The organism is Planctomonas deserti, from assembly GCF_003067705.1.
GTDB classification, from domain to species: Bacteria; Actinomycetota; Actinomycetes; order Actinomycetales; family Microbacteriaceae; genus Planctomonas; species Planctomonas deserti.
The window spans coordinates 342,938-368,442 of record NZ_QANL01000001.1; the positions used below are offsets into that span (position 1 = coordinate 342,938).

The following is a 25,505-nucleotide window of genomic DNA, read 5'->3' on the forward strand; positions in this document are numbered from 1 at the left end:
CCGCGCCGTGCCGATCGATCCCACCGAGTAGCGAGCAGGACACGACGAAGCGCCCGGACGGCCACCCGCCGCCCGGGCGCTTCCTCGTTCCCGTCGGCTCAGGGCAGGCGCGGGATGGCGTCGATGAGGCGCCGCGTGTACGGGTCCGCAGGAGACCGGAGCACCACGTCCGTCGCCCCCTGCTCGACGACCCGCCCGTCGTGCAGCACGGCGATGTTCTCGCACAGCGCCGCGACGACAGAGAGGTCGTGCGAGACGAGCACGAGGCTCAGCCCGCGCGCCGCCGCCAGGTCGCGCAGGAGGTCGACGATCTGGATCCGCACCGACATGTCGAGCGCGCTGACCGGCTCGTCGGCGATGAGCACGGCGGGATCCGGCGCCAGGGCCCGGGCGATGGCGATGCGCTGCCGCTGACCCCCGGAGAACGCCGACGGGTAGCGCGTGGCGGCGTCGGCGGGCAGGCCGACGGACTCGAGCAGCGCGCCGACGCGGGCACGGCGGTCCTCGGCGCTGCGCTGCGCCGTGCCCAGCGAGACGAGCGGCTCGGCGATGGACCGGCCGACGGTCATGCGCGGGTCGAGCGAGGAGTACGGGTCCTGGAACACCGTCTGCACGGACCGCCGGAACGCGAGGCGCGCGGAGCGGTCGTCAAGCCGAAGCGGCTCGCCGCGGAACAGGATGCGGCCCGCCGTCGGCACGTGCAGCCCGAGGAGCAGCTGCGCGAGCGTCGACTTGCCCGCGCCCGACTCCCCCACCAGACCGAGGCTCGCGCCGGGACCCACGGCAACATCGACGCCGACGAGCACGTCATGGCCCGCGCGCCGGTAGCGGTACGAGACGCTCTCCGCGGCGAGCAGCGCGGGAGCCGATGCGGGCGCCGGAGCGCCGAATGCGGATGCGGGTGCGCTCATGCGGGCCCCTCGCCGGACGGGCTGCCGGCCGGGGCCGGGGGCAGGTGCGCCTCGAGCGCCCGCGCCGACGCGACCAGCTGCTCGGTGTACGGGTCGGCGGGTGCGGTCAGGATGCGCGCGACCGGTCCCTGCTCGATCCCGCGGCCGTTCCTCATCACGAGGACCCTGTCGGTGATGCGCGACACCACGGCGAGGTCGTGGCTGATGAGCACGAGGGCCATGCCGCGCTCCCGCACGGCCGTGTCGAGCAGGTCGAGGATGCCGGCCTGCACGGTCACGTCGAGGGCGGTGGTCGGCTCGTCGGCGAGGAGCACCCGCGGCCGGCAGGCGAGCGCGATCGCGATCGCGACGCGCTGGCGCTGACCGCCGGAGATCTCGTGGATGTAGGAGCGCGCGACGCGCTCTGGGTCGGGCAGCCGCACGTCGCTCAGGGCGTCGAGCACGGCCGTGCGGAGCTCGCGGCCGCGGAGCCCGCGGTGGCGGGTGAGGGGCCAGGCGATCTGGCGTCCCACGCTCATCAGCGGGTCGAGCGAGGTGAGCGGCTCCTGGAACACGGCCGTCACCGTCGAGCCGCGGACGCGGTCTCCGGCGCGTCCCGCCCCGGAGACCATGTCGGTGCCGCCGACCAGAACGGTCCCGCTGGCGCGGAGGGGGTGCGGCAGCAGGCCGAGCATGCTGAGCGCGGTGAGGCTCTTGCCGGATCCGGACTCCCCGATGATGCCGACGCGGTCGCCGGGCTCGACGCGGAGGTCCACCGCCCCGACGAGCTCCCGGTCGCCGTCGTGCACGCGCAGCCCGGACACCTCGACCAGGGGCGCCGCCCCCTGCACCCGGCTCATCGTCCGCTCCGGGACGACGGGTCGACGACGTCGCGCAGGCCGTCGGCCAGCAGGTTGATGCCCACGATCGTGACGACGAGCAGCACGCCGGGCAGCACGGCGCCGAGGGGCGCCACGAGCACCGTGGACTGCGCCTCCTGCAGCAGACGGCCCCAGGAGGCGTTGGGCGGCGGGGAGCCGAGCCCCAGGTAGGAGAGGGAGGCCTCCGCCACGACCGCGCCGCCGAACTGCAGCGCGAACGGCACCACGAGCGTGGGCCATACGTTGGGCAGCACGTGCAGCACGAGCATCCGTGCCGTTGTCGTGCCCGCGGTGCGGGAAGCCGTAATGTACGCCTCCGACAGCACGCGGGTGCCGACGATACGGGTGAGGCGGGCGACGACGGCGGACCCCGCGAGGCCGATGGCGAGGATGGCGGACTCGAGCGACGCACCCCGCCAGGCGACGATGAGCATGGCGAGCAGCACCGTGGGGAACGCGATCGCGATGTCGAGCAGGCTGCTGACGGCGTCGTCCACCCAGCGCGAGGCGAACGCGGCGACGAGGCCGATGGTGACTCCGAGGACGGCTGAGATCGCGACCGACCCGATGCCGACGGCAATGGCCAGCCGGGCGCCGATCATGAGGAAGGTCAGCAGGTCGCGCCCCAGCACGTCCGTGCCCGCGGGGTGCTCCGCGGAGGGCGGTGACAGCCTCCCGCCGGTGGTCTCCGCGGGGTCGTACGGCGTGTAGACGAGGGAGACGAGCGCGGTGAGCACGATGACGCCGAAGAGCACGGCACCGGCGACGAGGTTGATCGACCGGACTCCACGCGGGCGCGGGGGCCGCTGCGCCTCGCGCACGGCCGTGCCCGCGTCGGCGCCGAGGATGCGGGGGTCGCTCATGCGGCCGCCCTCGAGCGGTGGTTGCCGGAGAGGGTGCCGCGGATGCGCGGATCGAGGATGCGCTGCAGCACGTCCGCGACGAAGCCCAGCAGCAGCACGAGCGCGGTCGAGAACAGGAGGACGCCCTGCACGCTCGGGAAGTCCTGCTCCCGGATGCCGACGAGCAGCATGTCGCCGAGGCCCGGCAGGGCGAACACGTTCTCGACGATGACCGCACCGACGAACGTGGTGGACAACTGGATGGCGAGCACGGAGATGACGGGCACGATGCCGTTGCGGAGCCCGTGGCGCAGCAGCGCGCCCGCGAAGCTCTGACCGGTGGCCCGCGCGGTGCGCAGATAGGTCTGGCCGAGCACGTCGAGACTCGCGCTGCGCACGTAGCGCGCGAGCTCGCTGCCGGAGACGATGGCGATGGTCAGCACCGGCAGCACGAGCGCGCGCAGCGCGGCCTGCGGGTCCTCCCAGTCGGTGCGCGGGAAGCCGCCCGCGGGCAGGATGCGCGCGCGCAGCGCGAAGACGGTCACGAGGAGGATGCCGACCCAGAACACGGGGATCGCGCCGGCCAGCTGCGTGAGGGCGGAGAACGCCGTGCCGTACCAGGTGCGCGCCTTCCACGCGGCGAGGAAGCCGGCGGGGATCGCGATCAGCACGGACAGCGCGAACGACAGCAGGGTCAGCGGCAGCGTCACGTTCAGCCGCCGCAGCACCTCGTCCCCGACGGAGAGGTTGCTCGTGAACGACCGGCCGAGGTCGAGGCGCAGCAGCTGTCCGACGTAGTCGAGGAACTGCACGGGAAGGGGCCGGTCCACGCCGAGCCGCGCGGCGGCGGCCGCGATGTCCTCCTCGGTCGCCCCGACGGAAATGAGCGCGTACACGGGGTTGCCGAGCACGCGCAGCACGACGAACAGGACCGTGATCGCGAGCAGCAGGCTCAGGATCAGCAGTCCTGTTCGTCGGACCAGGTATGCGGCTATGAGGCCACCTTTTCGATGCCCGACACGTAGAACAGCGAGTTCAGGCCGTTCTGCGGCACGCCGGTGATCTCCGCCGTGCTGATGCGCAGCTGCGGCTCGAGGTACAGCCACGCGCTCGCGGCGTCCTCGGCGATCTTCTGGTTGGCCTTCTTCACGAGCTCGGTCTGCTCGTCCGTGCTTGCCGCGGCCTCCGCCTCGGCGAGCCAGGTCTGCACGTCCGCGTTGTCGTAGCCCCAGTAGAAGTCGGGGTTGGCGTAGAAGTTGATGTCGCGGTCGTTGACGTGGGTCTGCAGCGTCGCCTGGAAGTCGTGCTCCGTGTACACCTTCTGGTACCACTCGTCGTCGGTGATGATCCGGATGTCCACCGTGATGCCGACCTTCGCGAGCTCGCTCTTCAGGAACTCGGCCACCGTCGACTGCACGCCGCTGTCCGGGGTGTCGATGGTGAAGGAGAAGCCGTCGGCGTAGCCCGCCTCGGCGAGCAGCGACTCGGCGAGCTCGGGATCGTAGGGGTTCTCGTCGACGAGGTCGATGTACCAGGGCTCCGACGGCGGCACCATCGAGCCGACGAGCTCGCCGCGGCCGTCCCAGATCGAGTCGAGGAGCTTCTCGCGGTCGATGGCGGAGTAGATGGCCTTGCGCACGCTCACGTTGTCGAACGGCGCGACGCGGTCGTTGAACGCGAGCAGGTTCTTGGTCGTCGAGGTGCCCTCGATGATGGTGAAGCTGTTCTCGTCCGAGAACTGGGGCAGGGCGTCGGGGGTCGACTGGCCGGTCACGAGGTCGACGGCGCCGGTGAGCAGCGCATTGTCGAGCGCGGTGGGGTCGGCGTAGTACTGGTAGACGACGCCGCCGTTCGCGGGCGCGTCGCCCCAGTAGCCGTCGAAGGGTTCGAGGCTGATGGAGTCGCCCTTGCGGTAGTCCGTCAGCGTGTACGGGCCGGAACCGTCCTCGGCAGCGGTCAGATCGCCCGCGGTGTCGTTGACGATCCAGACGTAGCCGAGGTTGTAGGTGAAGCTGATCGACGGGCTCTTCAGGCGCACGGCGACGGTGCTGTCGTCCACGGCGGTGACCGACTCGATGACGCTCAGCTGGCGCTTGCGCGCCGCGATCGACTGCTCGCTGATGAAGCGATCAAGGCTGTACTTCACGTCCTGGGCGGTGACCGGGTCGCCGGAGTGGAACTCGGCGTCCTGCAGCGTGAACGTGTAGTCCAGGCCGTCCTCGGACACGTCGGTCGTCGCGGCCAGCAGCGGCTCGACCTCGGCGTCGTCGGTGATGCGGAAGAGGCCCTCGTACACGTTGCCGGTGAAGGCCTCGGTCACGCCCGAGCTGCCGCCGAAGATCTGGTCGAGGCTCGTCGGCTCGTTCTCCGAGCCGATCGTGATGACCGCGTCGGGGTCGGCGGAGCCGGCTCCCGCGGATCCCGCCGACGGCGCGGCGGACTGGCCCCCCGCGCACGCGGTGAGCGCGGCGATGGCGATCAGGGAGGGGACGGCGAGGGCGAGTGACCTCGGGGACGTTCGTCGTGGCATGGCGGATCCTGGTTCGTTCGTGATTCGTGAGGGGGAAGCGGTGGTCAGAGGGTGAAGCCGTCGCGGAACACGACCCGCTTCTCGCCGGCCCGCACGGGCTCGGTGAAGCGGTTCTGCCGCGGAGGGAGCGGGCAGTTCATGCCGGTGGAGAATCCACAGGGCGGCACGAAGGCCCGGTTGAAGTCGATGCGGAGCGGGATGACCGTGCCGGGCACGCGGTCCGCCGCATCGCCGGGCAGGTCGACGTAGAGGAAGCGGCCCGCGCCGTAGGTCTCGGAGCCGTTGGTGGGGTCGCCGAATACGAGCTGCAGGCGGCCCGCCGTGTCGAAGGCGCTCATGCGGTACGTGGTGTCGCCCCGGGAGAACACCAGGTCCCCGGACACGGGCAGGGCGCGGGACGCGCCGGCGTCGCGGATGTGCTCGAACGGGATCGTCCGCCCGTCGTCGACGTGCTCGAAGGTGGCGTCGAGCACCCAGGACGGGTCGTAGTCGTAGGACTCGATGCGCTCGAAGGCCTCGTTCGCCGGCGAGTCCTGCAGCCAGATGCGGTAGCCGTGCTCGGTCTCGCCCGAGTCGATGTTCGTGCGGCTGAGACGCGTGAGGGCGGCGTGCGCGGGCCAGCCGACTCGGGCCTCCTCCTCCGGCACCTCGGGGTCGCCGGGGCCGGACCAGACGGTCTGCACCAGCGCGAGGTTCCCGAGGGGGGACGTGACGAAGGCCTCGCGGTCGGCGTGCCAGGCGTCCAGGGCCTGCCGCGCGTCCACGGAGAGGTCCTCCCGGTTCGGCGCCTCTGTCGTCATGGCATTCATCCTCTCGTGGCGGCTTTCCTTCGCCGGTCGGCCGCGACACGCGGCGTAGCAATGCGGTGCACAGGCGATGCCGTGCGTTGCGGAGCTATCCGTGCGCAGCAATTCGTGGCCACAACACCCAAGACCGCGCGGGAGCTCGATATTCCCGTGTTGCTTGTACTTCACCATTGACACAAGCGGTCTCCGCACGCTTGTATTGCTCGCACGGTACAAGCCGTCGAGAAGGGACACCCCGTGGGATCAGCGTCGGGCCTTGTGGCGATCGGCGCCGTGGCGCTCCTGGCGATCGCACTGTGGGCGCTGCTGCGGAGGGCGTTCGGTGAACCTCGACCGGAGGCGCCCACCGGCGCGGACGCCGTCCCGGCCGGGGCCGCGGGTCGGGAGGCGACGCAGCGGGCATTCCGGGCCGAGGCTCGCGCCGCGCTCGTGGCGTTGCTCGTCGGCGTCGCGGTCGCCGGCCTCCTGATCGCCATCGGCGCCACGTGGGGTCGCGGCTACGGCCTCCCCTACGCGCTCGCGGGCAGCGTGGGTGCCGTCGCGGGCCTCGCCGCGTACACACTCCTGCCCCGCCCCTCCTGGCACGTCGGCGGCGACGGTCCCGTTGTCGCCGAGCTGTCCCCGCGCGGGCCGATGTCGTTCGCGCGTCAGTGGGTCTTCGCCCTCCCCGCGGCGGCCGCCTGCGCGCTCGTCGCGGGCCTCCTGCTCGCCGGCGTCTTCTCTGCCACCGACGAGAAGGGCCTGCACCGCGTGTTCCAACGGCGGTCGCTCTCGGGCTGGAGCACCGAGGGGGGCCGAGTCGTCGACGTGCAGTACGGCCTCTCGTCGTCGGGCCCCTTCCCGGGCTGGTACTACGGCGTCCCCGTGATCATCAGCACGGCCCTGCTGGTGGCGGCGGTGTACTGGGCACTGTTCCGCGCGGCCCGCGCCGCCCGGCCGGCGAGCGCCGACCTGTTCGCGGTCGACACCGCGCTGCGCGGGCTGCGCACCCGCTTCATCATGGCCGCGTCGAGCGCCGCCCTGGCCTTTCAGATCGCTGGGCTGGCGCTGATCAGCGGAACCGTGCTCCGGGCGTCGCACCTGGACACCGTGCCGACGGCGGATCCGAACGCCGTGCCGGGCACCGTGCCGGTGGAGCCGGGGCACACCCTCGCCCTGGCGCTGATCCTCCTCGCGCTCGTCGTCGCGGTCGCCGCCGTGGTGCTGCTCGTGAAATCGGTCGCCGTCGTCGGCCGGCTCTCGGCCGCGAGACGGGCGCCGCGCGAGCGTCTCGACCTCGCGCAGGCGCGATGATCAGCGTCGACCCCGCATCCCCGACCTCACCGGTCGAGCAGATCCGCTCGCAGCTGGCGGCGCAGATCCGGGCCGGCCAGCTTCCCGCGGACACGCGCCTGCCGCCCGTGCGACAGCTCGCCGCGGACCTCCGGGTCGCCGCGGGATCGGTCGCGAAGGCGTACAGGGATCTCGAGTCGGCCGGCCTCGTCCGCACGGCACGGGCGGCGGGCACGCGCGTGAATCCCGGCCAGGCGACCACGCGGCCCCTGCTCGGCGCGGCCGAGGAGCTCGCCCGCACCGCCCAGCGGGAGGGGCTGAGCCTGTCCGAGGCGCAGGGCCTCCTGGCCCACGCCTGGCCGCGGGCGCACGCCGGGGGCGGCTCCGCCTGAGGCCGCCGGCCACCTCGGTGCCGCGTCGGCCGCCACCCCGTGTCCACCTTGGTGCCGCGTCCGCCTTGGTGCCGCGTCGGCCGCGGTTCAGCGTCGACTGTGTTCCCGCTTCAGCCGCGACCCCGCGCCCTAGGAGGCGAGTCGCCCCGGGGTGCGGCGGCCGGACGCGCTCTGCTCGGCTGCACCCTCCGCCGGCCGGATCTCGGCCCAGACCTCGTCGAGCGAGAGGCCGAGCACGTCGGCGATCGCGGCGATGGTGGGGAACGCGGGGGTCGCCACTCGCCCCGACTCGATTTTCCGAAGCGTCTCCGGTGAGACGCCGGCGTCGAGCGCCGTATCGAGCATCGAGCGCTCGCCACGGGCGCGGCGCAACAGGGCACCGAGGCGCTGACCGCGCTCGACCTCCGCGGGAGTGAGGGGCAACCGGACCATGCGACCAATAGTAGTACCGGGATGATATGGCCGGTATAGTTATTGGGTAAGCAACGGAAGGTGCAGCATGATCGAGATCCTGGGACCCACCGAGGTAGGCACCGCACGCGAGACGGGCGCGGTCGTCGCCACCATTCTGCAGGCCCTGAAGAGCCGCAGCACGGTCGGCACGAGCCTGCTGGAGATCGACGACTGGGCCCGGAGCATGATCCTCGAGGCCGGTGCGGAGTCCTGCTACGTCGACTACGCGCCCTCCTTCGGGCGCGGTCCGTTCGGCCACTACATCTGCACGGCCGTGAATGACGCCGTGCTGCACGGGCGGCCGAACGACTACCGGCTGGCGGACGGCGACCTGCTCACGCTCGACCTGGCCGTCTCCACGGGCGGGATGGCCGCGGACTCCGCGATCAGCTTCCTCGTCGGAGAGTCGCGGCCCGCGGAGAGCGTCGCGATGATCGACGCGACCGAGCGAGCGCTCGCGGCGGGCATCGCCGCCGCGGGCCCCGGCGCTCGCGTGGGCGATCTCTCGCATGCCATCGGGTCGGTGCTGAGCGAGGCCGGCTACTCCATCAACACCGAGTTCGGCGGCCACGGCATCGGATCGACCATGCACCAGGATCCGCACGTGACCAACACCGGACGGCCCGGTCGCGGGTACAGGCTGCGCCCCGGGCTCCTGCTGGCACTCGAGCCGTGGGTCATGGCGGACACCGCCGAACTCGTCACGGACCCCGACGGCTGGACGCTCCGCAGCGCGACGGGCTGCCGCACGGCGCACAGCGAGCACACGATCGCGATCACGGAGCACGGAGCGGAGATCCTCACCCTCCCCCGGTGATGCGGTGATGCGGCGGTGATGCGGTGAGGTGACGGGGTGCTGCGATGGGCGGATGCGGGGACGGATCGTTCCGAGCGTCCGACAGCCGGCCTCACGGTCGCTGAGCCCGTCGAAGCGACGCGACCCACCCGCCGACACAACCGGAACGTCCCTTCGACAAGCTCAGGGACCGTATGGCGGCCCCGAGCGCGCCGAAGCGACCCCACGGTCGCTGAGCCTGTCGAAGCGACGTGACGCTCCCCGGAAGGCCCTGAGGCACAGCCCGACCGGGAACGTCCCTTCGACAAGCTCAGGGACCGCATGGTCGTGCCGTGCGCGCAGGGGGCGGCCCCACGGTCGCTGAGCCCGTCGAAGCGACGTGCGGTGCCTCCTGAACAGAACCGCGTACTAGAACGGCGGCTCGTCCGGGACCGGTGCCGGACTCCCCTGCCGCAGCTTCCGGTCCCGCTTCGGTGTTGGGATTTGCGTCGCCGATTGCGTCTCGTACTCGTGTCCGCTCGGGGAGAGCCAGCGCACCCTCCCGCCGCTGGCTGACCTCGACGACCAGGCGGTGTGGTGCTTCACCCGGTGGTGCGATCGGCAGAGGTGCACGAGATTGCCGTGGTCGGTCCCTCCTCCGTACTGCCAGTCGGTGACGTGGTCGACGTCCGCCCGACCGGCATTCCGGTTGCAGCCCGGGAAGCGGCACGTCTCATCCCGAACCCGCAACCAGGTCCGCAGGTCCTTCGGCACTGCGTATCGGTCGCGCCCGACGGAGAGCACGGTGCCGGTCTCGGGGTGGGTGAGGATGCGGGTGAAGCTCGGCGCCCTCGCCGCGATTCTCCGGGCGGTGTCCGCGTCGATCGGTCCGTAGCCCTCGAGGGTGCCGGGCTCCTCGCTCTTCCCGAGAAGGGTGAGCACCGGCACCGTCACGAGCACGCGGGGCCGGATGCCGACTCCGATGGGCGCGTCGATTCGGCGGGTCGACTTCTCCTCCACAACGTCGGAGGCTGCAGGGGTGGTGATGCCGCCTAAGAGGAGGTCGGTGAACGCGTCGGCCATCAACTGGGTGCGCGTCCTCTCCTCCCCAGGCTCGGCCTTGAGCTGCTCCGCGATATCGCGCAGCCGGTTGGCGATGCCGAGCACCTCCGGTGCCGGGAGGTAGGCGTTGAGCCAGGCCATCCCGTCCTTTGCCGGGCAGGTTTCGATGTGCCGGTCGGCGACTGACGCGATGTGCCGCTCCTGGATCGACTCGGGGTGCAGCCGCTCCCGTAGCTCCCGGGTCGCCTTGTCCAGCTTCGGCACCGTCAGGTGCTCCGCCTTGGCCAGCACGGCCTCCTCCACGGCGGCCACTCCGGCCGGCGGGAGCGTGGTGGTGTGGTCGATGAGGACCTGGGCCTGCCGGTAGCCGATCCGGCCCTGACGCAGCGCCTCCTGGGTCGCGGGCAGGTCGTGCAGCAGCGCCTCGCTCTCGGCGATGAGACGCTCCGCGGCGCGCTCGGAGATGCGCAGGGCAGCAGCGACCTCGGTCGTCAGGACCCGACGTCCGGCCACCGTGGGCAACCACCGCGGGCCGCCCGTCGTGGGAACGGAGAGGTCCGTGGTTTCGGTCCAGAGGCGGGCGCGGTCGATGGCCTCGGCCCTCAGGGAGTGGCCGAGCCGGATGATGCGCTCGGCCGCGGTGATGGCGTCGATCATCGCCAGGAACGTGTCGGTTGCCACCTGCTGAGGTGGTGGTTCGTCGCGTGGGATCGGGTCGGGGAGAGCGGTTCGTTCGGTCATGCGTCCAGGGAAAACCCGGCCACCGACACCGACCTCCCCGTTCCTGTGGACAATGTGGAGAAATACGGGCGAGCGTCCATGGCGTCCCTTCGACAGGCTCAGGGACCGTGTGGGGACAGCCCGAGGCAGGGCATCTCGCGTCCCTTCGACAAGCTCAGGGACCGTGTCCGGGACGACCCGAGGTGTCTCCCGGTGCGTCCCTTCGACAAGCTCAGGGACCGTGTCGCACCCACTGCATTGTGCGGCGGGCGCGCAAAAGGGGCCCGACCGAAGCCGGGCCCCCTTCGGGTCGCACCTTTCGGACTACTCCGCGAGGCTGCCGAACTCGGCGTTCAGCGGCGCGTACTTGTTGTCCGCGGCGTACTGGTAGATGCCGATGTACGCCTCGGTGGGGTCACCGTTGTCGTCGAACGTGATGGGACCGGAGGGGCCGTCGTAGTCGATGTCCTCCCCGTTCTTCACCAGCTCGAGGCAGTCGGCGAAGGTCTCGCACTTGGTGCCCTCAGCCGAGACGTCCTTGAGGTTGTCGCGGATGGTGGTCGGGTCGTCGGAACCGCCCTGCGCCGCGGCGAGCGCGGACAGGATCACGGCGTCGTACGACTCGGCCGAGTAGCTGAAGTCAGTCAGCGCCGGGTCGACCTCGAGCAGGCGAGCGCGGAACTCCTCCGTGGCGAAGTTGCCGGGAAGGGTTCCCTTCGCGCCCTCGAGCGTTCCGGGCTGGAACTCGTAGGTGTTCGAGAGGTTGCCGTCCACGAAGTAGACGCCGCTGCCCGGGAAGCCCTGGGTGTTGACGAGCTCCGGGATGATCGACGACGTCTCGGCGAACGCGATGACGGCGACGGCGTCGGGGTCGCTCGCGAGCACCTCGTCCACGATGGCCGCGAACTGCGTGTCACCCGTGTTGTAGGGGACCGCGGCGGTGACGGTGCCGCCCGCGTCCTCGATCGCCGTGGTGGCGTTCTCCTGCAGACCGATGCCGTACGGGTCGTTGATGTAGATGATGCCGACGTTCTCAGCACCGTCACCGACCATCAGGTTGCCGAGCACGCGGCCCTGCAGCACGTCGCTCGGAGCGGTGCGCCAGTAGAACCCGTTGTCGTCGTAGTCCGTGAAGTCGGGCGACGTGTTGGCCGGGGAGATCTGCACGACGCCGGCGTCGACCAGCTGGTCGACGAAGGTGAACGAGACACCGGACGACGCTGCTCCGACGACCACGTCGGCGCCCAGGTCGATCAGCTCGCCCGCGGACTGCGTGGCGATGTCGGTGTCCGCGTCACCGGAGTCGCGGTCGACGACATTGACGTCGAACTCGAAGTCGGTGGCGCTGATCTCAGCGGCGGCGAGGTCGACACCCGCGAACTCGGGCGGGCCGAGGAACGAGAGGTTCCCGGTCTGGGGCAGGATCGTGCCGACGGTCAGGACGCCGTCCGCCTCGCGAGCGGGCGACGAGGGGGCCGAGGACTCCTCGGGCTCGGCGCTGTCGTCCGCCGCCGGGCTGCTGGAACAGGACGCCAGCAGCAGCAGTCCGGCCGAAGCGGCGGCGATTTTCGCGATGGTGGATGATTTCGAGCGGGACGGCAGCGAGGCCTTCGGGAATACGCTCACGGTGCTCCTCTGGTAAGGGATGGAGATAGGCGCGGGAGAACCCGCACATGGTGGTTCACCGTATAGAGCGAATGGACCCGGCACAATACAACGTTGTTACGCGCGTGTAACGCGGTCGGATCGTTACCTGGCCGTGACCGAAGCGGCCTCCGGCGGCGCCGCCGCCGTTCGCCTGCGCGACTGCGCCGAGACGAACATGTCGACCGTGAGCAGCAGCAGCGCGAGCCAGACCAGCCCGAAGCCGATCCAGCGCTCCGCCGGCATCTCCTCCCGCACGATGAAGACGCCGAACAGGAACTGCAGCACAGGGGCGAGGTACTGAGTCAGCCCCATGTACGTCAGCGGCAGGCGACGGGCGCCGGATGCGAACAGCAGCAGCGGCACGGCCGTCACGACGCCCGCGCTCAGGATGGCGATCGTGTGCAGCGGGCTCACCGTGCCGAACGTGATGCCCGCCGTTCCTGAGACGATGAACAGCATGAGCACGGCGGCGGGCACGAGCCACGCGGTCTCCAGGGTGAGCCCGGTCAGGGCGTCCACCCGGTCCCCCACCTGCTTCTTGATGAGGCCGTAGAGGCCGAAGCTCGCCGCGAGCACGAGCGCGATCCAGGGCAGGGCCCCGTAGGCGATGGTGAGCACGAGCACCGCGACGGCGCTGAGGCCCACGGCGGCCCACTGCATCGGGCGCAGCCTCTCGCGCAGCAGGACGACCCCGAGCAGCACGGTCACGATCGGGTTGATGAAGTACCCGAGCGCCGTCTCGATGACGTGGCCGCTCAGCGTCCCGTAGACGTAGACGGTCCAGTTGACGAGCACGAGGTGCCCGGCGAGCCCCATGGTCAGCAGCACGCGCGGCTGCCGGACCACGGCGGCGAGCGCCCGCCATGCCCGCGTGACGGTCATCAGGAGGGCGCAGAAGACGAGGGAGAACAGCACGCGCCAGCCGACCACCTCGAATGCCGTGGCGGGCGCCATCAGCAGGAAGTAGCCGGGCAGGATTCCCCAGAGCGTGTATGCGGAGACCGCGTACAGGAGGCCTGTGCGGGTGCGGGTCTGGGTCACCTCACGATGCTAGCCGCGGCCGTCGACGACATCCTGCCGCCGACGGGCGGGCGACCGCCAGAATGCCGCGGCGGTGGACCCGAGCGCCGGGATGCGGGCCGCACGGGCGGGAAGGGCCGGCAGGGCTGCACGGGCCGGAAGAACCGCCGTCCGAGACAACCGGCCGGAACGACGAAGAACCCGGCCGACGAGTCGACCGGGTTCCTCGAGAAGCGTGGAAGCTAGCGCACCACGACCGCGAGCACGTCGCGAGCGGAGAGAACGAGCAGCTCCTCGCCGCCGTACTTCACCTCGGTGCCGCCGTACTTGGAGTAGATCACCTTGTCGCCGACCGAGATGTCGAGCGGGATGCGGTTGCCGTTGTCGTCGATGCGGCCCGGTCCGACTGCCACGACCTCGCCCTCCTGGGGCTTCTCCTTGGCGGTGTCAGGGATGACCAGCCCAGACGCGGTGGTCTGCTCTGCCTCGACCTGCTTGATGACGATGCGATCCTCGAGCGGCTTGATGGAGACCGACACGTTTGACCTCTTCTTTCTTACGACGGAAATCTTGGGTTAGCAGACTCGTATGGAGAGTGCTAACACGAGTGTAGGGGGTGGCCTTGCACTCTTGCAACGCGAGTGCCAGCGGTGGCGCCTTGCTAGCGTGGCCCCATGGACAAGGGTGATCTCGTCGAGCTGCTCTCGCCGGACGGGCTCCGGCTGCTCGACTCCCTCCCCGACTACGGGGACGGGAAGGACGCCCTCTCCACGGTGACGAAGCTGCGCGCCCTCGGACACTCCCCCGGCCTCGTCGCCACCGTACTGACTCAGGCGCGGCTCCGCGCGCGCGCCGTTCCGAAGTTCGGCGCGTTCGCCGCCCGGATGCTCTTCACCGAGGCCGGGCTCGAGCAGGCCACCCGGCTCCCCGTGGCGGCCCTGCATGCCCGGCGTTTCCGGGACGCGGCGGTGCACCGGGTCGCCGATCTGGGCTGCGGACTCGGTGGCGACGCGATGGCGCTCGCCGCGCTCGACCTCGACGTGCTCGCGGTCGACGCGGACGAGGTGACCGCCGTCCTCGCGAGCTACAACCTCGCCCCCTTCCCCAACGCAACCGTCGAGCACGGCCGGGCCGAGGACGTCGACCTGTCCCGCGTCGACGGGCTCTACCTCGACCCCGCGCGGCGCACGAGCGGGCACGGGCAGACGGCACGCCTTACCGATCCAAACTCCTACAGCCCGTCCCTCGACTTCGCGTTCGATCGCGCCCGCGACCGGCCCACCGGCGTGAAGCTCGGGCCGGGCCTCGACCGGGACCTGATCCCGGCGGACGCGGAGGCACAGTGGGTCTCGGTCGACGGTCAGCTCGTCGAGATGGGGCTGTGGTTCGGCGCCGTCGCGCGGCCGGGCGTGCGCCGGGCCGCCCTGGTGCTGGCCGGGGGAACGGCCGCCGAACTCGTGGCCGGCGCGGACAGCGAGGACGCGGACGTGCGCCCGCTCGGCGAGTACGTGTACGAGCCCGACGGCGCGGTCATCCGCTCGCGCCTGATCGGTGACCTCGCCCGCTCGACGGGCGCCGGGATGCTGAGCGAGGGCATCGCCTGGCTCACGTCGGACCAGCCGGTGCGCTCGCCCTTCCTCAGGGGGTTCCGGGTGCGGGAGACCATGCCTTTCGACGAGGCGAAGCTGCGCCGCCTGCTGCGCGACCGCGGCATCGGCACGCTCGAGATCAAGAAGCGCGGGATCGACCTCGACCCGGCCGCCCTGCGCAAGCGGCTCGCCCTCAAGGGCACGGCGAGCGCGACGCTCATCGCCACCCGCGTCGCCGGGCGGCACACCGCGATCCTCGCCGACCGCCTCGACGCGCTCGCGGGCTGAGCACGAGCCGGAGCTCGAGCCCTAGAGCGAACCGGAGCGCGCGCCGGGCGCACCGCCCGAGCCGACGGCCCAAACGCGACGAGCGGGTGACCACCCGAAGGTGATCACCCGCTCGATCCGGTCGCCGATCCGTTACGGATTGACGGTGCTGAACTCCGGGTTGCTCTGGAACGCAGCGATCGCGATGGCGCCGAGGATCACGATCAGCAGCGACAGCGCGATGCCGACGATGCCGGTGATGAGACCGGTGAGCCAGAAGCCCTTGGCGTTGCGTTCCTTCCGCTTCCCGAGCACCGCGAGCACGATGGCGGCGATGCCGAGCGGGATCGAGAGGAACCACAGCACGAGCAGGAAGCTGAGGGCGGTGCTCGCGATGCCGAGCGCCATGGACGTGATGCTCAGAGGCTTCTTGTCCGGTACGCCGGCGGGACCGGAACCGTAGGGCGTCGTGTACGGGGACTGGCCGGGAGCCCCCGCCCCGGCGGAGTAGGAGGGCGCAGGCGGGGCCGGCGGGATGTAGGGCTGGTCGTGCGACGGCCCGCTGGGGTTGTTGGGGTCGGTCATGGGTGTTCCTTTCCTCAGGGCGAATCTACAGTCGCGGAGCCGTCGGCGCGGCTACCCGCTCCGGCCCGGCGCGGCGCACGGCCGCACGAGGGAAGGGCGCGAGGCGCCGCCCGATCACCCGACCGGGATGCCGTTGACGGTGCCGACCGTGCCGAGGATGAAGAGGGGGATGATGATGGCGAGCACGATCATCAGCACGATCAGCGCGGTGAGCACGTACCCGATGATGAGGCCCGCGAGCGCGAGTCCCCTGCCGTTCTCGCCCGTGCGCTTGATCTGGCCGAGCGCGAGGTGCCCGCAGACGATGCCGGCGACGGGGATGAAGAACGCGCTCACGAGGGCGACGATGGCGAGCACGTTGGTGGGGGCGGTCTGCTGCCCGTACGAGTACTGCTGGGCGCCGTAGGACGACGAGGAGTACGGCGACTGCGCGTACGGATCCTGCGAGCCCGAACCGGAGCCCGGCGTCTGCGAGGAGGAGTCCTGCGAGTAGGGGTTCTGCGAGTACGGGTCCGACTGGGACTGCGGGTACGGGGGCTGGCCGGGCTGCTGGGGGTCCTGCGGATCGTAGGGGTGACTCATGGGCGTGCCTCCTGTGGTTGCGGTGCCATAGTGACACCGGCCGGAAAGGGGTGTCAATCGGCCACGACGCCCGCAGGTCCGCGGTCAGGCGACCTGGATGTCCGTGACGGGGAGCGTGGAGTCCGCGCCGAAGTCGAGCCCGGACGGCGCGTGACCGGCCCGGATCAGCTGAGCGCCGAGCGCCGCGATCATGGCGCCGTTGTCCGTGCAGAGCGAGAGCGCCGGCACGCGCAGGGTGATGCCCGCCGAGCGGCACCTGTCCTCGGCGAGCTGTCGCAGCCGCGCGTTCGCGACGACGCCGCCGCCGAGCAGCAGACGGGGCATGCCGTGATCGATGCACGCTGCCACGGCCTTCGCCGTGAGCACGTCGACGACGGACTCGCGGAAGCTTGCGGCGACGTCCGCAACGGGCACGGGCTCGCCCGCGTCCTGGCGCGCCTCGACCCACCGCGCCACCGCGGTCTTCACGCCGGAGAAGGAGAAGTCGTAGCGGTGCCTCGCGAGATCCTTCGGCTGGGTGAGGCCGCGGGGGAACCGGATGGCGCGCGGATCGCCCTGCGCGGCCGCCCGGTCGATCTCCGGTCCGCCGGGATAGGGCAGGCCGAGCACCCGCGCGACCTTGTCAAACGCCTCGCCCGCGGCATCGTCGATCGTCTCGCCCAGGAGCTCGACGTCCGACACGAGGTCGCGCACGAGCAGCAGGGACGTGTGTCCGCCCGACACGAGCAGCGCGATGGTGGGCAGCTCGAGCTCCGCGCCCTCGGTTCCGTCGGCCCGGAGCAGGTCGGCGCCCACGTGGCCCACGAGGTGGTTCACGGCGTACAGCGGCCGGTCGAGGGCCACGGCGAGCGCCTTCGCGGCCCCGACGCCGACCATGAGCGCACCCGCGAGCCCGGGTCCGCTCGTCACGGCGACGGCGTCGATGTCCTCGAGTCGCACGTCGGCCTCGGCGAGGGCCGCGCGGATGGTGGGCTCGATGGCCTCGAGGTGCGCCCGCGCCGCGACCTCGGGCACGACCCCGCCGTACCGGGCGTGCTCGTCCATGGACGACGAGATGACGTTGGCCAGAAGGGCGGTGCCGCGCACGATGCCGACCCCGGTCTCGTCGCACGAGGTCTCGATGCCGAGCACGAGCGGGTCGCGCGGGGCGGCGTCCGGTGTACCCGGAGCTTCCGGGGACGGGACGGCGTCCGCCGGGAGCCCAAGGCGCATCACGAGGGCGTCGACGCCGTCCGGCTGGTAGTACCGGGGCCGCGTCGCGATCTGTTCGAAGCCGAGCGAGCGGTAGAGGCCCTGCGCGGCGGGGTTGTCCGCGCGCACCTCGAGGAAGACCTCGGTCGCCCCGCGGCGGTCCGCCTCGGCGATGAGGTCGCGCATCAGCGCCCGGCCCAGACCGGTGCCGCGCGCCTCCTCCACGACGGCGATGGTCTGGATGTCGGCCTCGGACGCGCCCTGCGGCGCGAGCAGGCCGGCGTAGGCGACCACGGCATCCGGGCGGGCGTCGTCCTCGACGACCAGGTAGTGGGTGTGCGGGCTGTCGAGCTCGCCCGCCATGGTGGCGGCGGACCACGCGTCGGTGGCGAAGGTGGCGCGCTCGATGGCCATGATCGCGGCGAGGTCGGCGCTGGTCGCGCGGCGGAACCGCGCGCTCACGCCGTCACCCGCTTCGGGCCCTTGGCCGGGGTGACGTCGGGGGTGCGCAGGTAGAGCGCCTGATCCGCGGGGAAGGCGGCGCCCGCGGCGCGCATCCGCTCGGCGAGGCGCCCCAGGGCGGCGGCGGAGACCCGGGCCGCGTCGATGCGGGTGGTCCCGCTCGCGCCCGGAGGAACGTCCGCCGGCACCGCGAGCCCCGGACCGTCGACGAGGGCGGGGACGCCCGTCGCACCCGGGGCGTCGAAGATCGACCAGTACAGCTCGCGGCGGCGCGCATCCGTCACGACGAGCACGGGCCCGCCGGTCCCGCCGGCGCTCGCCCCGCTGCCGGCGTAGTGGTCGAGGGCGATCGCGGCGGAGCTGATCACCGGCAGCAGCGGGACTCCCCGGGCGAAGGCGAAGACGCGGGCGGCGGCGATGCCGACGCGGAGCCCGGTGAAGGGTCCGGGGCCCATGCCCGCCACCACGGCGTCGAGGTCGCCCGGCCTCACGCCCGCCTCCTGCAGGCAGTCGCGGACGAGTGCGCCGATCACCTCGGCGTGCCGCATGGTGTCGTCGACGCTCCGCTCGACGGCGATGCCCGTCGCGACGTCCACGACGGCGACACTCGTGCCAGCGGAGGTGTCGATGGCGAGGAGCACCGGTCAAGTTTACGGCCCGGCCGCGCGTGGTCCGTTCAGCCCCCGGACGAGGCCCCGAGCGCCGACGCGATCCCCGCCCAGCGCTCCCCAACGGCGGCGATCAGCACGGTGCGCTGCTCGACGAGGTCGTCGCCCTCCTCGCTCAGCGGCGTCTCCGCGTGCGCGCCCTCGGGACGCTCGATGCGGATATCCAGCCAGGAGTCCGCGAGGCCCTCCACGAGCCCGGCGCCCCACTCCATGACCACGACGGACCGGGCGAAGTCGATGTCGAGGTCGTCGAGCTCGACGGCGCTGCCGAGCCGGTAGGCGTCCACGTGCACGAGCGGCGGGCCACCGGCGGTGCTCGGGTGCGTGCGGGCGAGCACGAAGGTGGGGCTCGTCACCGGCCCGCGCACGCCGAGCCCCTCACCGATGCCGCGGGTCAGCGTGGTCTTGCCCGCGCCGAGCCGGCCGGTCAGCAGGATCAGGTCTCCGGGGCGCAGGACGGCGGCCAGACGGCGCCCCAGGTCCTCCATGTCGTCCGGGGTGGGCACCGCGAGGCGGAGGTCGACCGGCTCGGTCACGACGGCAGCTCGTTCCGGTAGACGCGCTGGACGCGGTGGCCGACACGGGCGATGATCTCGTCGCCGATCGTCTTCGCCCAGTCCGCCCACTCCTCCGCGGTCGGCTCGCCCGCCGTGCCGGGGCCGAACATGACGACCCGGTCACCGACCGCGACCGGGTGGTCGCCGACGTCGAGCACGACCTGATCCATGGCGACGCGGCCCGCGATCGGGAAGCGGCGCCCGTTCAGCAACAGGGAGGCGCGGGGGCCGGCGACACGCGGCACGCCGTCCGCGTAGCCGAGCGGCACGAGGGCGAGCGTGCTCTCCCCCTCGGTGCGGTAGGTGAGCCCGTAGGAGACGCCGTGACCGGCGGGCACCCGCTTGATCGACGCCACCTCGCTCTCCACCGTCATGGCGGGGACGAGGCCGAGGTCCGCACCCGTCGCGTCGTCGAAGGGCGAGATGCCGTACGCGGCGATGCCGAAGCGCACCATGCCGAAGCGCGCCGCCGGCATGCGCAGCCCGGCCGAGCTGGCGGCGAGGTGCAGCAGCGGGAAGCGCGCGCCCTCGTCCTCGGCGACCGCCACGGCCTCGAGGAATCGCGCGAGGGCGGCCTCGTCGTCCTCCACCGACGCATCGGCGAGGTGGGACCATGCGGCGTGCAGGTGCAGCTCGCCGGCGGCATCCGCCTCGACGGCGCGTCGCACGAGCCCGGGCCAGTCCTGGACGCTCGCGCCGTTGCGGCTGAGGCCGGTGTCCACCTTGAGGTGCACCCGCGGCCGGGCACTGCCGCGCGCGGCGAGGATCGCCTCGAGCTGCCAGAGCGCGGAGACACCGAGGTCGACCCGCGCGGCGACGGCCGCCGCGAAGTCGCTGTCCGGGCCGTGCAGCCAGGCGAACAGCGGCGCCTCGATCCCCGCGTCGCGCAGCGTGAGCGCCGCCGGGATGTCGAGCACCGCGAGAGAGGTCGCCCCGCCCTGCAGCGCGGCGCGGGCCATGGGCACCATCCCGTGCCCGTAGGCGTCGGCCTTGACGGCGATCATCGTCTCGGCCGGGGCCGCCGCCTCGGCGAGGGTCCGCACGTTGCTGCGGAATGCCTCGAGGTCGATGACCGCGCGTCTCGCCGGGGACAGGGCGCTCACGACACGTACCTCCGCTCGATGCGCCCACCCAGCCGGGTGACGATCTCGTAGTTGATGGTCTCCGCCGCCTCCGCCCACTCGTCCGCGGAGGGCACGCCCGTCTCCGGGTCGCCGAACAGCACGACGTCGTCGCCGACCTCGCAGGTGTCCGCGCCCATGTCGACGACGAACTGGTCCATGGCGATCCGGCCGGTGACCGTGTACCGCCGGCCGTTGATGCTCACGGGAGCGCGGTTCGAGGCGAGCCGCGGGATGCCGTCGGCGTAGCCGAGGGACACGAGCGCGAGGTTCGCCTCCGCGGTCGTGCGGTAGCTGTAGCCGTAGGAGACGCCGGTGCCCGCGGGCACCCGCTTGACGGACACGACGCCGCCGACGAGGGTGAGGGCCGGCGTCAGTCCGAGGTTCGCGCTCGTCGCGTCGTCGAAGGGCGACAGCCCGTAGACGCCGATGCCGAGGCGCACCATGTCGTAGCGGCTCTCGGGCACGCGCACGGCGCCCGCCGTGGACGCCAGGTGGCGGAGCTCGGGGCGCACGCCCGCGACCTCGGCCGTGGCCAGGGCGAGCTCGAACGCGGCCACCTGCCGGGCGTCCTCCTCCGCTCCGGCGTTCGCGAGGTGGCTGAAGAGGCCGCGGATGCGCACGACCCCCTCCAGCTCGAGGGCGGCGGCGTGCTCGAAGACCGCGCGCCACTCGTTCTCGGCGACGCCGTTGCGGCCGAGGCCCGTGTCCACCTTGACGTGCACGGCGCCGACGAGGCCCCGGTCGCGGGCAGCGGCGGCGACCGCGCGCAGCTGCTCCGCCGAGCTCACCCCGACGTCGATGCGGGCGTCGAGCGCCGACCCGAAGTCGGCGTCGGCGGCGTGCAGCCAGCAGAGCAGGGGCGCCTCGATGCCGGCGTCGCGCAGCTGGAGCGCCTCCGCGATGTCGACGACCCCCAGCCAGGTGGCGCCGCCGGCGAGCGCGGCGCGGGCGACCGGCACGCTGCCGTGCCCGTAGCCGTTCGCCTTCACGACCACCATGGCGTCGGGCGTGCCCGCGATCTCCCGGAGGCGCCGGACGTTGCCGCTGATGGCGGCGAGGTCGATGCGCGCCTCGCGGCGCAGCATGGCGGGCGGCCCCCCTGCCCCGTCGCCCAGGGGCTCGGCGTCGGCCACGGCATCACCGAGCGTCATGGTGCGCTCCTCTCCGTGACGACGAACGCGAACGCGACCCCGCCGTCGTGACTCATGGACAGGTGCACGGTCGTGATCCCGCGGGCGGCCACGAGGTCGGCGATCGCGTTGCGCAACGTGAACGACGGGTCCCCGTGCTCGTCCCGCACCACCTCGACGTCGAGCCAGCGGAAGCCGGGCACGTCGCCGAGGGACTTGATGAGCGCCTCCTTGGCGGCGAAACGCGCGGCGAGCGAGTGGGCGCCGAGGGCGCGCTCCTCGGGCGCGAAGAGGCGCTCGCGCAGCGCGGGCGTGCGCTCGAGCGCGCGCTCAAACCGCGCGAGGTCGACCACGTCGACGCCGATTCCGGCGATCATCCTGTACCCGCGTCCTGGCGGCGTCCGCCGCTACTCGACCGTGACCGACTTGGCGAGGTTCCGCGGCTGGTCGACGTCGAGGCCCTTGGCCGTCGCGAGCTCCATGGCGAAGATCTGCAGCGGCGCCACGGCCAGCAGCGGCTCGAAGAATGGCGCGGCCAGCGGGATGGGGAGCACGACGTCGGCGAGCGGCGGGACGAACGCGTCGCCCGCCTCGGCGATCGCGAGCACGCGGGCGCCGCGGGCCTCGATCTCCTTGATGTTGGAGATGACCTTCTTGTGCAGCTCGGGCTGCCCGATGGGGCTGGGCACGATGACGAAGACGGGCTGGCCCGGCTCGATGAGCGCGATCGGGCCGTGCTTGAGCTCGCCCGCGGCGAATCCCTCGGCGTGGATGTAGGCCAGCTCCTTGAGCTTCAGCGCGCCCTCGAGCGCGACCGGGTAGCCGACGTGCCGACCGAGGAACAGCACGGCGCGCGTGTCGGCCATCCAGCCGGCCAGCTGGGCGATCGAGTCGGTGGACTCGAGCACGCGGGTGAGCTTCTCGGGGATCGCGACGAGCTCGGCGCAGTTCTCGGCGATGACCTGGTCCGAGAGCGTGCCGCGCACGCGGGCGAGGTGCAGGCCGAAGAGGTAGAGCGCCGCGACCTGCGCCAGGAAGGCCTTGGTCGACGCGACGGCGACCTCCGGTCCGGCGTGCGTGTAGATGACCGCCTCGGACTCCCGGGGGATGGTCGCACCCTGCGTGTTGCAGATGGAGAGGACGCGGGCGCCGTGCTCGCTGGCGTACTGCACCGCCATGCGCGTGTCCATGGTCTCGCCGGACTGGCTGATCGAGATGACGAGCGTCGTGGAGTCCAGCACCGGCTCGCGGTACCGGAACTCGTGCGCGAGCTCCACCTCGACCGGGACGCGCGACCAGCTCTCGATCGCGTACTTGCCGAGGATGCCGGAGTACGACGCCGTGCCGCAGGCGACGATGACGATGCGGGTGATGCCGGCGAGCGCCGCGTCCCCGATGCCGTCGAGGTCCGGCAGCTGCACGAGGCCGTCGACGATGCGCCCGCGGATGGTGTTGGCCACCGCATCCGGGCCCTCGGTGATCTCCTTGGCCATGAAGCTGGACCAGCCGCCCTTCTCGGACGCCGACGCGTCCCAGGCGACCTCGAACTCGTCGGCCTGCACGGGGGCGCCGAGGAAGTCGGTGACCGTGACGGAGTCGGGGCGGATGGCGACCATCTGGTCCTGCCCGATCGCGACCGCACGGCGGGTGAACTCGACGAAGGCGGCGACGTCCGAGCCGAGGAAGTTCTCGCCGTCGCCGAGGCCGATGACCAGCGGCGAGTTGCGGCGGGCCCCGACGACGAGCCCGGGCTCGTCGCGGTGCACCGCGAGCAGGGTGAACGCGCCCTCGAGGCGCTGCACGGTGTTGCGGAACGCCTGCTCGAGGCTCTTCGTGCGGCCGTACTCGCGGCCGAGCAACTTCGCGGCGACCTCGGTGTCGGTCTCGCTGTCGAAGACGTAGCCGTCGGAGAGCAGCTCCTGCTTCAGCTCCGAGAAGTTCTCGATGATGCCGTTGTGAATGAGGGCGAGCTTGCCGTCGTCGCCCAGGTGCGGGTGCGCGTTCCCGTCCGTCGGGCCACCGTGGGTGGCCCAGCGGGTGTGCCCGATGCCGGTGGCGCCGTTGGCCAGCGGGTTGCTCTCGAGGTCGCCGAGGAGGGTGGCGAGCTTGCCCGCGCGCTTACGGGTCTGCAGGTCGCCGTTCTCGTCGATCACCGCGATGCCCGCGGAGTCGTACCCCCGGTACTCGAGGCGACGCAGCCCGCCCAGGAGCACCTCGATGCTCTTGCTCGTTCCGACGTAGCCCACGATTCCACACATGGGCTCGATTTTAGTTCACGGCCGCTGGGCGACCGACGCGCTACTAGGCTGTGTCTCTATGTCTCAGGCCGGGTCCTCCGCACCGTCGACCGGATCCCGCCAGAACGGGGAGTCGCACGGCGCCTCGCCGTTCGTCGAGATCGACCGGGCGGACTGGGCCGCCCTCGCCGCGACCACGCCGCTCCCCCTGCGCGAGACGGAGGTCGTGCAGCTGCGCGGCCTCGGGGATCCGCTCGACATGCGCGAGGTGCAGGAGGTCTACCTGCCGCTCAGCCGCCTGCTCATGCTCTACGCGACGGGCAAGCGCCAGCTGCACGCGAGCACGAGCGCGTTCCTCGGCGAGCGGGCCCGCAGCACGCCGTTCGTCATCGGCGTCGCGGGATCCGTCGCCGTGGGCAAGTCAACGATCGCGCGCCTGCTGCGCGAGCTGCTCGCGCGGTGGGAGGACACCCCCCGGGTCGAGCTGCTCACGACCGATGGCTTCCTCTACCCCAACGCCGAGCTGGAGCGCCGCGGGCTGATGCAGCGCAAGGGCTTCCCCGAGTCGTACGACCGGCGCTCGCTGCTGCGCTTCGTGAGCAACGTGAAGGGCGGCGCCGAGGAGGTGCGCGCCCCGTTCTACTCGCACCTGAGCTACGACATCGTGCCCGGCGCCGAGATCGTGGTGCGCCAGCCGGACGTGCTCATCGTCGAGGGCCTGAACGTGCTGCAGCCGCCCGCCCCGGGCCACCGCCTGGCTGTGAGCGACCTGTTCGACTTCACGATCTACGTCGACGCCCGGACGAGCGACATCGCCCGCTGGTACGAGGAGCGCTTCCTCACCCTCCAGCGCGGCGCGTTCGCGAACCCGCGGTCGTACTTCCACCGGTTCGCGAGCCTCACCGAGGACGAGGCCCGGACGCGGGCGAGAGACATCTGGACCGCGATCAACGAGCCGAACCTGCGGCAGAACGTGCGGCCGACCCGGTCCCGCGCGACCCTCGTGCTGCGCAAGGACGCGGACCACTCCGTCGCGAAGGTGCTCCTCCGCAAGCTGTGACGCGTGCCGCGAGTGAGCCTGCCTGAGCGGGGCGGGCGGCGATCGGGGCAGGATGCGGCGCCGGGCGCGCGGTGGGAACATGGGCGGATGGCCCCGACACTGTCGATCACCGGCGACGCCGCCGCGGACGAGCTGCTCTCCACCGATCCCCTCGCGCTGCTCCTCGGCATGCTGCTCGATCAGCAGGTTGCGATGGAGACCGCGTTCGCCGGGCCCGAGAAGCTCCGCCAGCGCCTCGGGAAGCTCGACGCCGGCGAGATCGCCCACCACGACGCGGACGCCCTCGTCGAGGTCTTCAAGCAGACGCCGGCCGTGCACCGCTTCCCGGGCTCGATGGCCGCGCGGGCGCAGGCGCTCTGTGCCGCGATCGAGCAGGACTGGGGCGGGGACGCCGCCGCGATCTGGACCCGCGACGCGCCGACCGGCGCGGAGGTCCTGCGCAGGCTGAAGGGGCTGCCCGGCTTCGGCGAGCAGAAGGCGAAGATCTTCCTCGCCCTCCTCGGCAAGCAGTACGGGCTGGATGCGGAGGGCTGGCGCGAGGCCGCCGGCGCCTACGGGGCCGAGGGGACCTACCTCTCGGTCGCGGACATCGTCGACCCGGAGTCGCTCACCCGCGTGCGCGAGGCCAAGCGCGCCGCGAAGGCGGCCGCGAAGAAGGCCTGACCCGAGCGGACACGACGGGGCTGGCTCCCCCTGCAGGTTCCGTCGCTTCGACAGGCTCAGCGACCGTACGGGACGACCCGCAGGAACGACTCACCCACAC

The 25,505-nt window shown here is 72.0% G+C and carries 26 protein-coding genes; 6 read left to right on the top strand and 20 right to left on the bottom strand.

Translation table 11 applies throughout. The features are described 5' to 3' along the window. Nucleotides 1–98: 98 nt before the first annotated feature. From DAI20_RS01515 to DAI20_RS01540, 6 genes are all read right to left on the bottom strand, one after another. Nucleotides 99–911 (bottom strand): ABC transporter ATP-binding protein, encoded by an 813-nt coding sequence (locus DAI20_RS01515; protein ID WP_108248817.1) that lies wholly within the window; start codon nt 909–911, stop codon nt 99–101. Further along, the gene (locus DAI20_RS01520; protein ID WP_108248818.1) at nt 908–1,750 is read right to left on the bottom strand and encodes an ATP-binding cassette domain-containing protein; all 843 of its coding nucleotides are present in this window, start codon (nt 1,748–1,750) and stop codon (nt 908–910) included. The genes DAI20_RS01515 and DAI20_RS01520 overlap by 4 nt, the downstream gene beginning before the upstream one ends. Then, nucleotides 1,747–2,634, bottom strand: a complete 888-nt coding sequence (locus DAI20_RS01525; RefSeq protein WP_108248819.1) for an ABC transporter permease — start codon at nt 2,632–2,634, stop codon at nt 1,747–1,749. Before DAI20_RS01525 ends, DAI20_RS01520 begins: the two co-directional genes overlap by 4 nt. Further along, nucleotides 2,631–3,533, bottom strand: a complete 903-nt coding sequence (locus DAI20_RS01530; protein WP_306766448.1) for an ABC transporter permease — start codon at nt 3,531–3,533, stop codon at nt 2,631–2,633. Before DAI20_RS01530 ends, DAI20_RS01525 begins: the two co-directional genes overlap by 4 nt. Before the next feature lie 71 nt (nt 3,534–3,604). After that, a complete protein-coding gene (locus DAI20_RS01535; RefSeq protein WP_108248820.1) occupies nt 3,605–5,143 on the bottom strand; it encodes an ABC transporter substrate-binding protein in 1,539 nt (512 codons plus the stop codon). Nucleotides 5,144–5,187: 44 nt separating this feature from the next. Further along, entirely contained in the window at nt 5,188–5,943 is a 756-nt protein-coding gene (locus DAI20_RS01540) for a DUF1684 domain-containing protein (protein WP_108248821.1), read from the bottom strand. Nucleotides 5,944–6,186: 243 nt separating this feature from the next. Between DAI20_RS01540 and DAI20_RS01545 the strand changes: the two genes are divergently transcribed. Together DAI20_RS01545 and DAI20_RS01550 are read left to right on the top strand one after the other, a co-directional pair. Beyond that, entirely contained in the window at nt 6,187–7,242 is a 1,056-nt protein-coding gene (locus DAI20_RS01545; protein WP_159084873.1) for a hypothetical protein, read from the top strand. Next, a complete protein-coding gene (locus tag DAI20_RS01550) occupies nt 7,239–7,613 on the top strand; it encodes a GntR family transcriptional regulator (protein WP_108248823.1) in 375 nt (124 codons plus the stop codon). Before DAI20_RS01545 ends, DAI20_RS01550 begins: the two co-directional genes overlap by 4 nt. Before the next feature lie 129 nt (nt 7,614–7,742). Here the strand turns inward: DAI20_RS01550 and DAI20_RS01555 are convergent, their stop codons facing one another. After that, complete coding sequence (locus tag DAI20_RS01555) at nt 7,743–8,045, bottom strand: helix-turn-helix transcriptional regulator (protein ID WP_108248824.1); 303 nt, start codon at nt 8,043–8,045, stop codon at nt 7,743–7,745. Nucleotides 8,046–8,112: 67 nt separating this feature from the next. On the opposite strand from DAI20_RS01555, the gene map reads away from it, so the two are divergent. After that, nucleotides 8,113–8,883, top strand: coding sequence for a type I methionyl aminopeptidase (map, locus tag DAI20_RS01560; RefSeq protein WP_108248825.1), 771 nt, complete (start codon nt 8,113–8,115; stop codon nt 8,881–8,883). Between the two features lie 387 nt (nt 8,884–9,270). Here map and DAI20_RS01565 read toward each other — a convergent pair whose 3' ends face one another. The 4 genes from DAI20_RS01565 to groES form a co-directional block, all read right to left on the bottom strand. After that, on the bottom strand, nt 9,271–10,644 hold the full coding sequence (locus DAI20_RS01565) for an HNH endonuclease signature motif containing protein (protein ID WP_108248826.1): 1,374 nt from the start codon (nt 10,642–10,644) through the stop codon (nt 9,271–9,273). 303 nt (nt 10,645–10,947) lie between these two features. After that, on the bottom strand, nt 10,948–12,249 hold the full coding sequence (locus DAI20_RS01570) for an ABC transporter substrate-binding protein (protein WP_108248827.1): 1,302 nt from the start codon (nt 12,247–12,249) through the stop codon (nt 10,948–10,950). Nucleotides 12,250–12,372: 123 nt separating this feature from the next. Further along, complete coding sequence (gene rarD / locus DAI20_RS01575; protein WP_108248828.1) at nt 12,373–13,311, bottom strand: EamA family transporter RarD; 939 nt, start codon at nt 13,309–13,311, stop codon at nt 12,373–12,375. A gap of 221 nt (nt 13,312–13,532) precedes the next feature. Next, nucleotides 13,533–13,829 (bottom strand): co-chaperone GroES, encoded by a 297-nt coding sequence (gene groES, locus DAI20_RS01580; protein ID WP_108248829.1) that lies wholly within the window; start codon nt 13,827–13,829, stop codon nt 13,533–13,535. 135 nt (nt 13,830–13,964) lie between these two features. Here groES and DAI20_RS01585 point away from each other — a divergent pair, with 135 nt between their 5' ends. Further along, complete coding sequence (locus DAI20_RS01585) at nt 13,965–15,167, top strand: class I SAM-dependent methyltransferase (protein WP_108248830.1); 1,203 nt, start codon at nt 13,965–13,967, stop codon at nt 15,165–15,167. Nucleotides 15,168–15,299: 132 nt separating this feature from the next. On the opposite strand, the gene DAI20_RS01590 is transcribed toward DAI20_RS01585, so the two are convergent. The 9 genes from DAI20_RS01590 to glmS form a co-directional block, all read right to left on the bottom strand. Next, entirely contained in the window at nt 15,300–15,731 is a 432-nt protein-coding gene (locus DAI20_RS01590; protein WP_108248831.1) for a DUF4190 domain-containing protein, read from the bottom strand. A gap of 114 nt (nt 15,732–15,845) precedes the next feature. Then, nucleotides 15,846–16,313: a DUF4190 domain-containing protein gene (locus DAI20_RS01595; protein ID WP_108248832.1), complete on the bottom strand. Its 468-nt coding sequence runs from the start codon at nt 16,311–16,313 to the stop codon at nt 15,846–15,848. Nucleotides 16,314–16,397: 84 nt separating this feature from the next. Next, a complete protein-coding gene (gene tsaD / locus DAI20_RS01600) occupies nt 16,398–17,966 on the bottom strand; it encodes a tRNA (adenosine(37)-N6)-threonylcarbamoyltransferase complex transferase subunit TsaD (RefSeq protein WP_108248833.1) in 1,569 nt (522 codons plus the stop codon). After that, nucleotides 17,963–18,607: a tRNA (adenosine(37)-N6)-threonylcarbamoyltransferase complex dimerization subunit type 1 TsaB gene (tsaB, locus tag DAI20_RS01605; RefSeq protein ID WP_108248834.1), complete on the bottom strand. Its 645-nt coding sequence runs from the start codon at nt 18,605–18,607 to the stop codon at nt 17,963–17,965. Before tsaB ends, tsaD begins: the two co-directional genes overlap by 4 nt. Nucleotides 18,608–18,642: 35 nt before the next feature. Next, nucleotides 18,643–19,122, bottom strand: a complete 480-nt coding sequence (gene tsaE / locus DAI20_RS01610) for a tRNA (adenosine(37)-N6)-threonylcarbamoyltransferase complex ATPase subunit type 1 TsaE (protein WP_108249672.1) — start codon at nt 19,120–19,122, stop codon at nt 18,643–18,645. 44 nt (nt 19,123–19,166) lie between these two features. After that, nucleotides 19,167–20,294, bottom strand: coding sequence for an alanine racemase (alr, locus tag DAI20_RS01615; RefSeq protein WP_240605815.1), 1,128 nt, complete (start codon nt 20,292–20,294; stop codon nt 19,167–19,169). Next, entirely contained in the window at nt 20,291–21,466 is a 1,176-nt protein-coding gene (gene alr / locus DAI20_RS01620) for an alanine racemase (protein WP_240605816.1), read from the bottom strand. The genes alr (DAI20_RS01615) and alr (DAI20_RS01620) overlap by 4 nt, the downstream gene beginning before the upstream one ends. Continuing rightward, complete coding sequence (locus tag DAI20_RS01625; RefSeq protein WP_108248836.1) at nt 21,463–21,822, bottom strand: holo-ACP synthase; 360 nt, start codon at nt 21,820–21,822, stop codon at nt 21,463–21,465. Before DAI20_RS01625 ends, alr (DAI20_RS01620) begins: the two co-directional genes overlap by 4 nt. Nucleotides 21,823–21,852: 30 nt before the next feature. Continuing rightward, nucleotides 21,853–23,703: a glutamine--fructose-6-phosphate transaminase (isomerizing) gene (glmS, locus tag DAI20_RS01630; RefSeq protein WP_108248837.1), complete on the bottom strand. Its 1,851-nt coding sequence runs from the start codon at nt 23,701–23,703 to the stop codon at nt 21,853–21,855. Nucleotides 23,704–23,761: 58 nt separating this feature from the next. Here glmS and coaA point away from each other — a divergent pair, with 58 nt between their 5' ends. Then, nucleotides 23,762–24,742, top strand: a complete 981-nt coding sequence (coaA, locus tag DAI20_RS01635; protein WP_108248838.1) for a type I pantothenate kinase — start codon at nt 23,762–23,764, stop codon at nt 24,740–24,742. Between the two features lie 87 nt (nt 24,743–24,829). Continuing rightward, on the top strand, nt 24,830–25,405 hold the full coding sequence (locus DAI20_RS01640) for an HhH-GPD-type base excision DNA repair protein (RefSeq protein ID WP_108248839.1): 576 nt from the start codon (nt 24,830–24,832) through the stop codon (nt 25,403–25,405). Nucleotides 25,406–25,505: the final 100 nt, after the last annotated feature.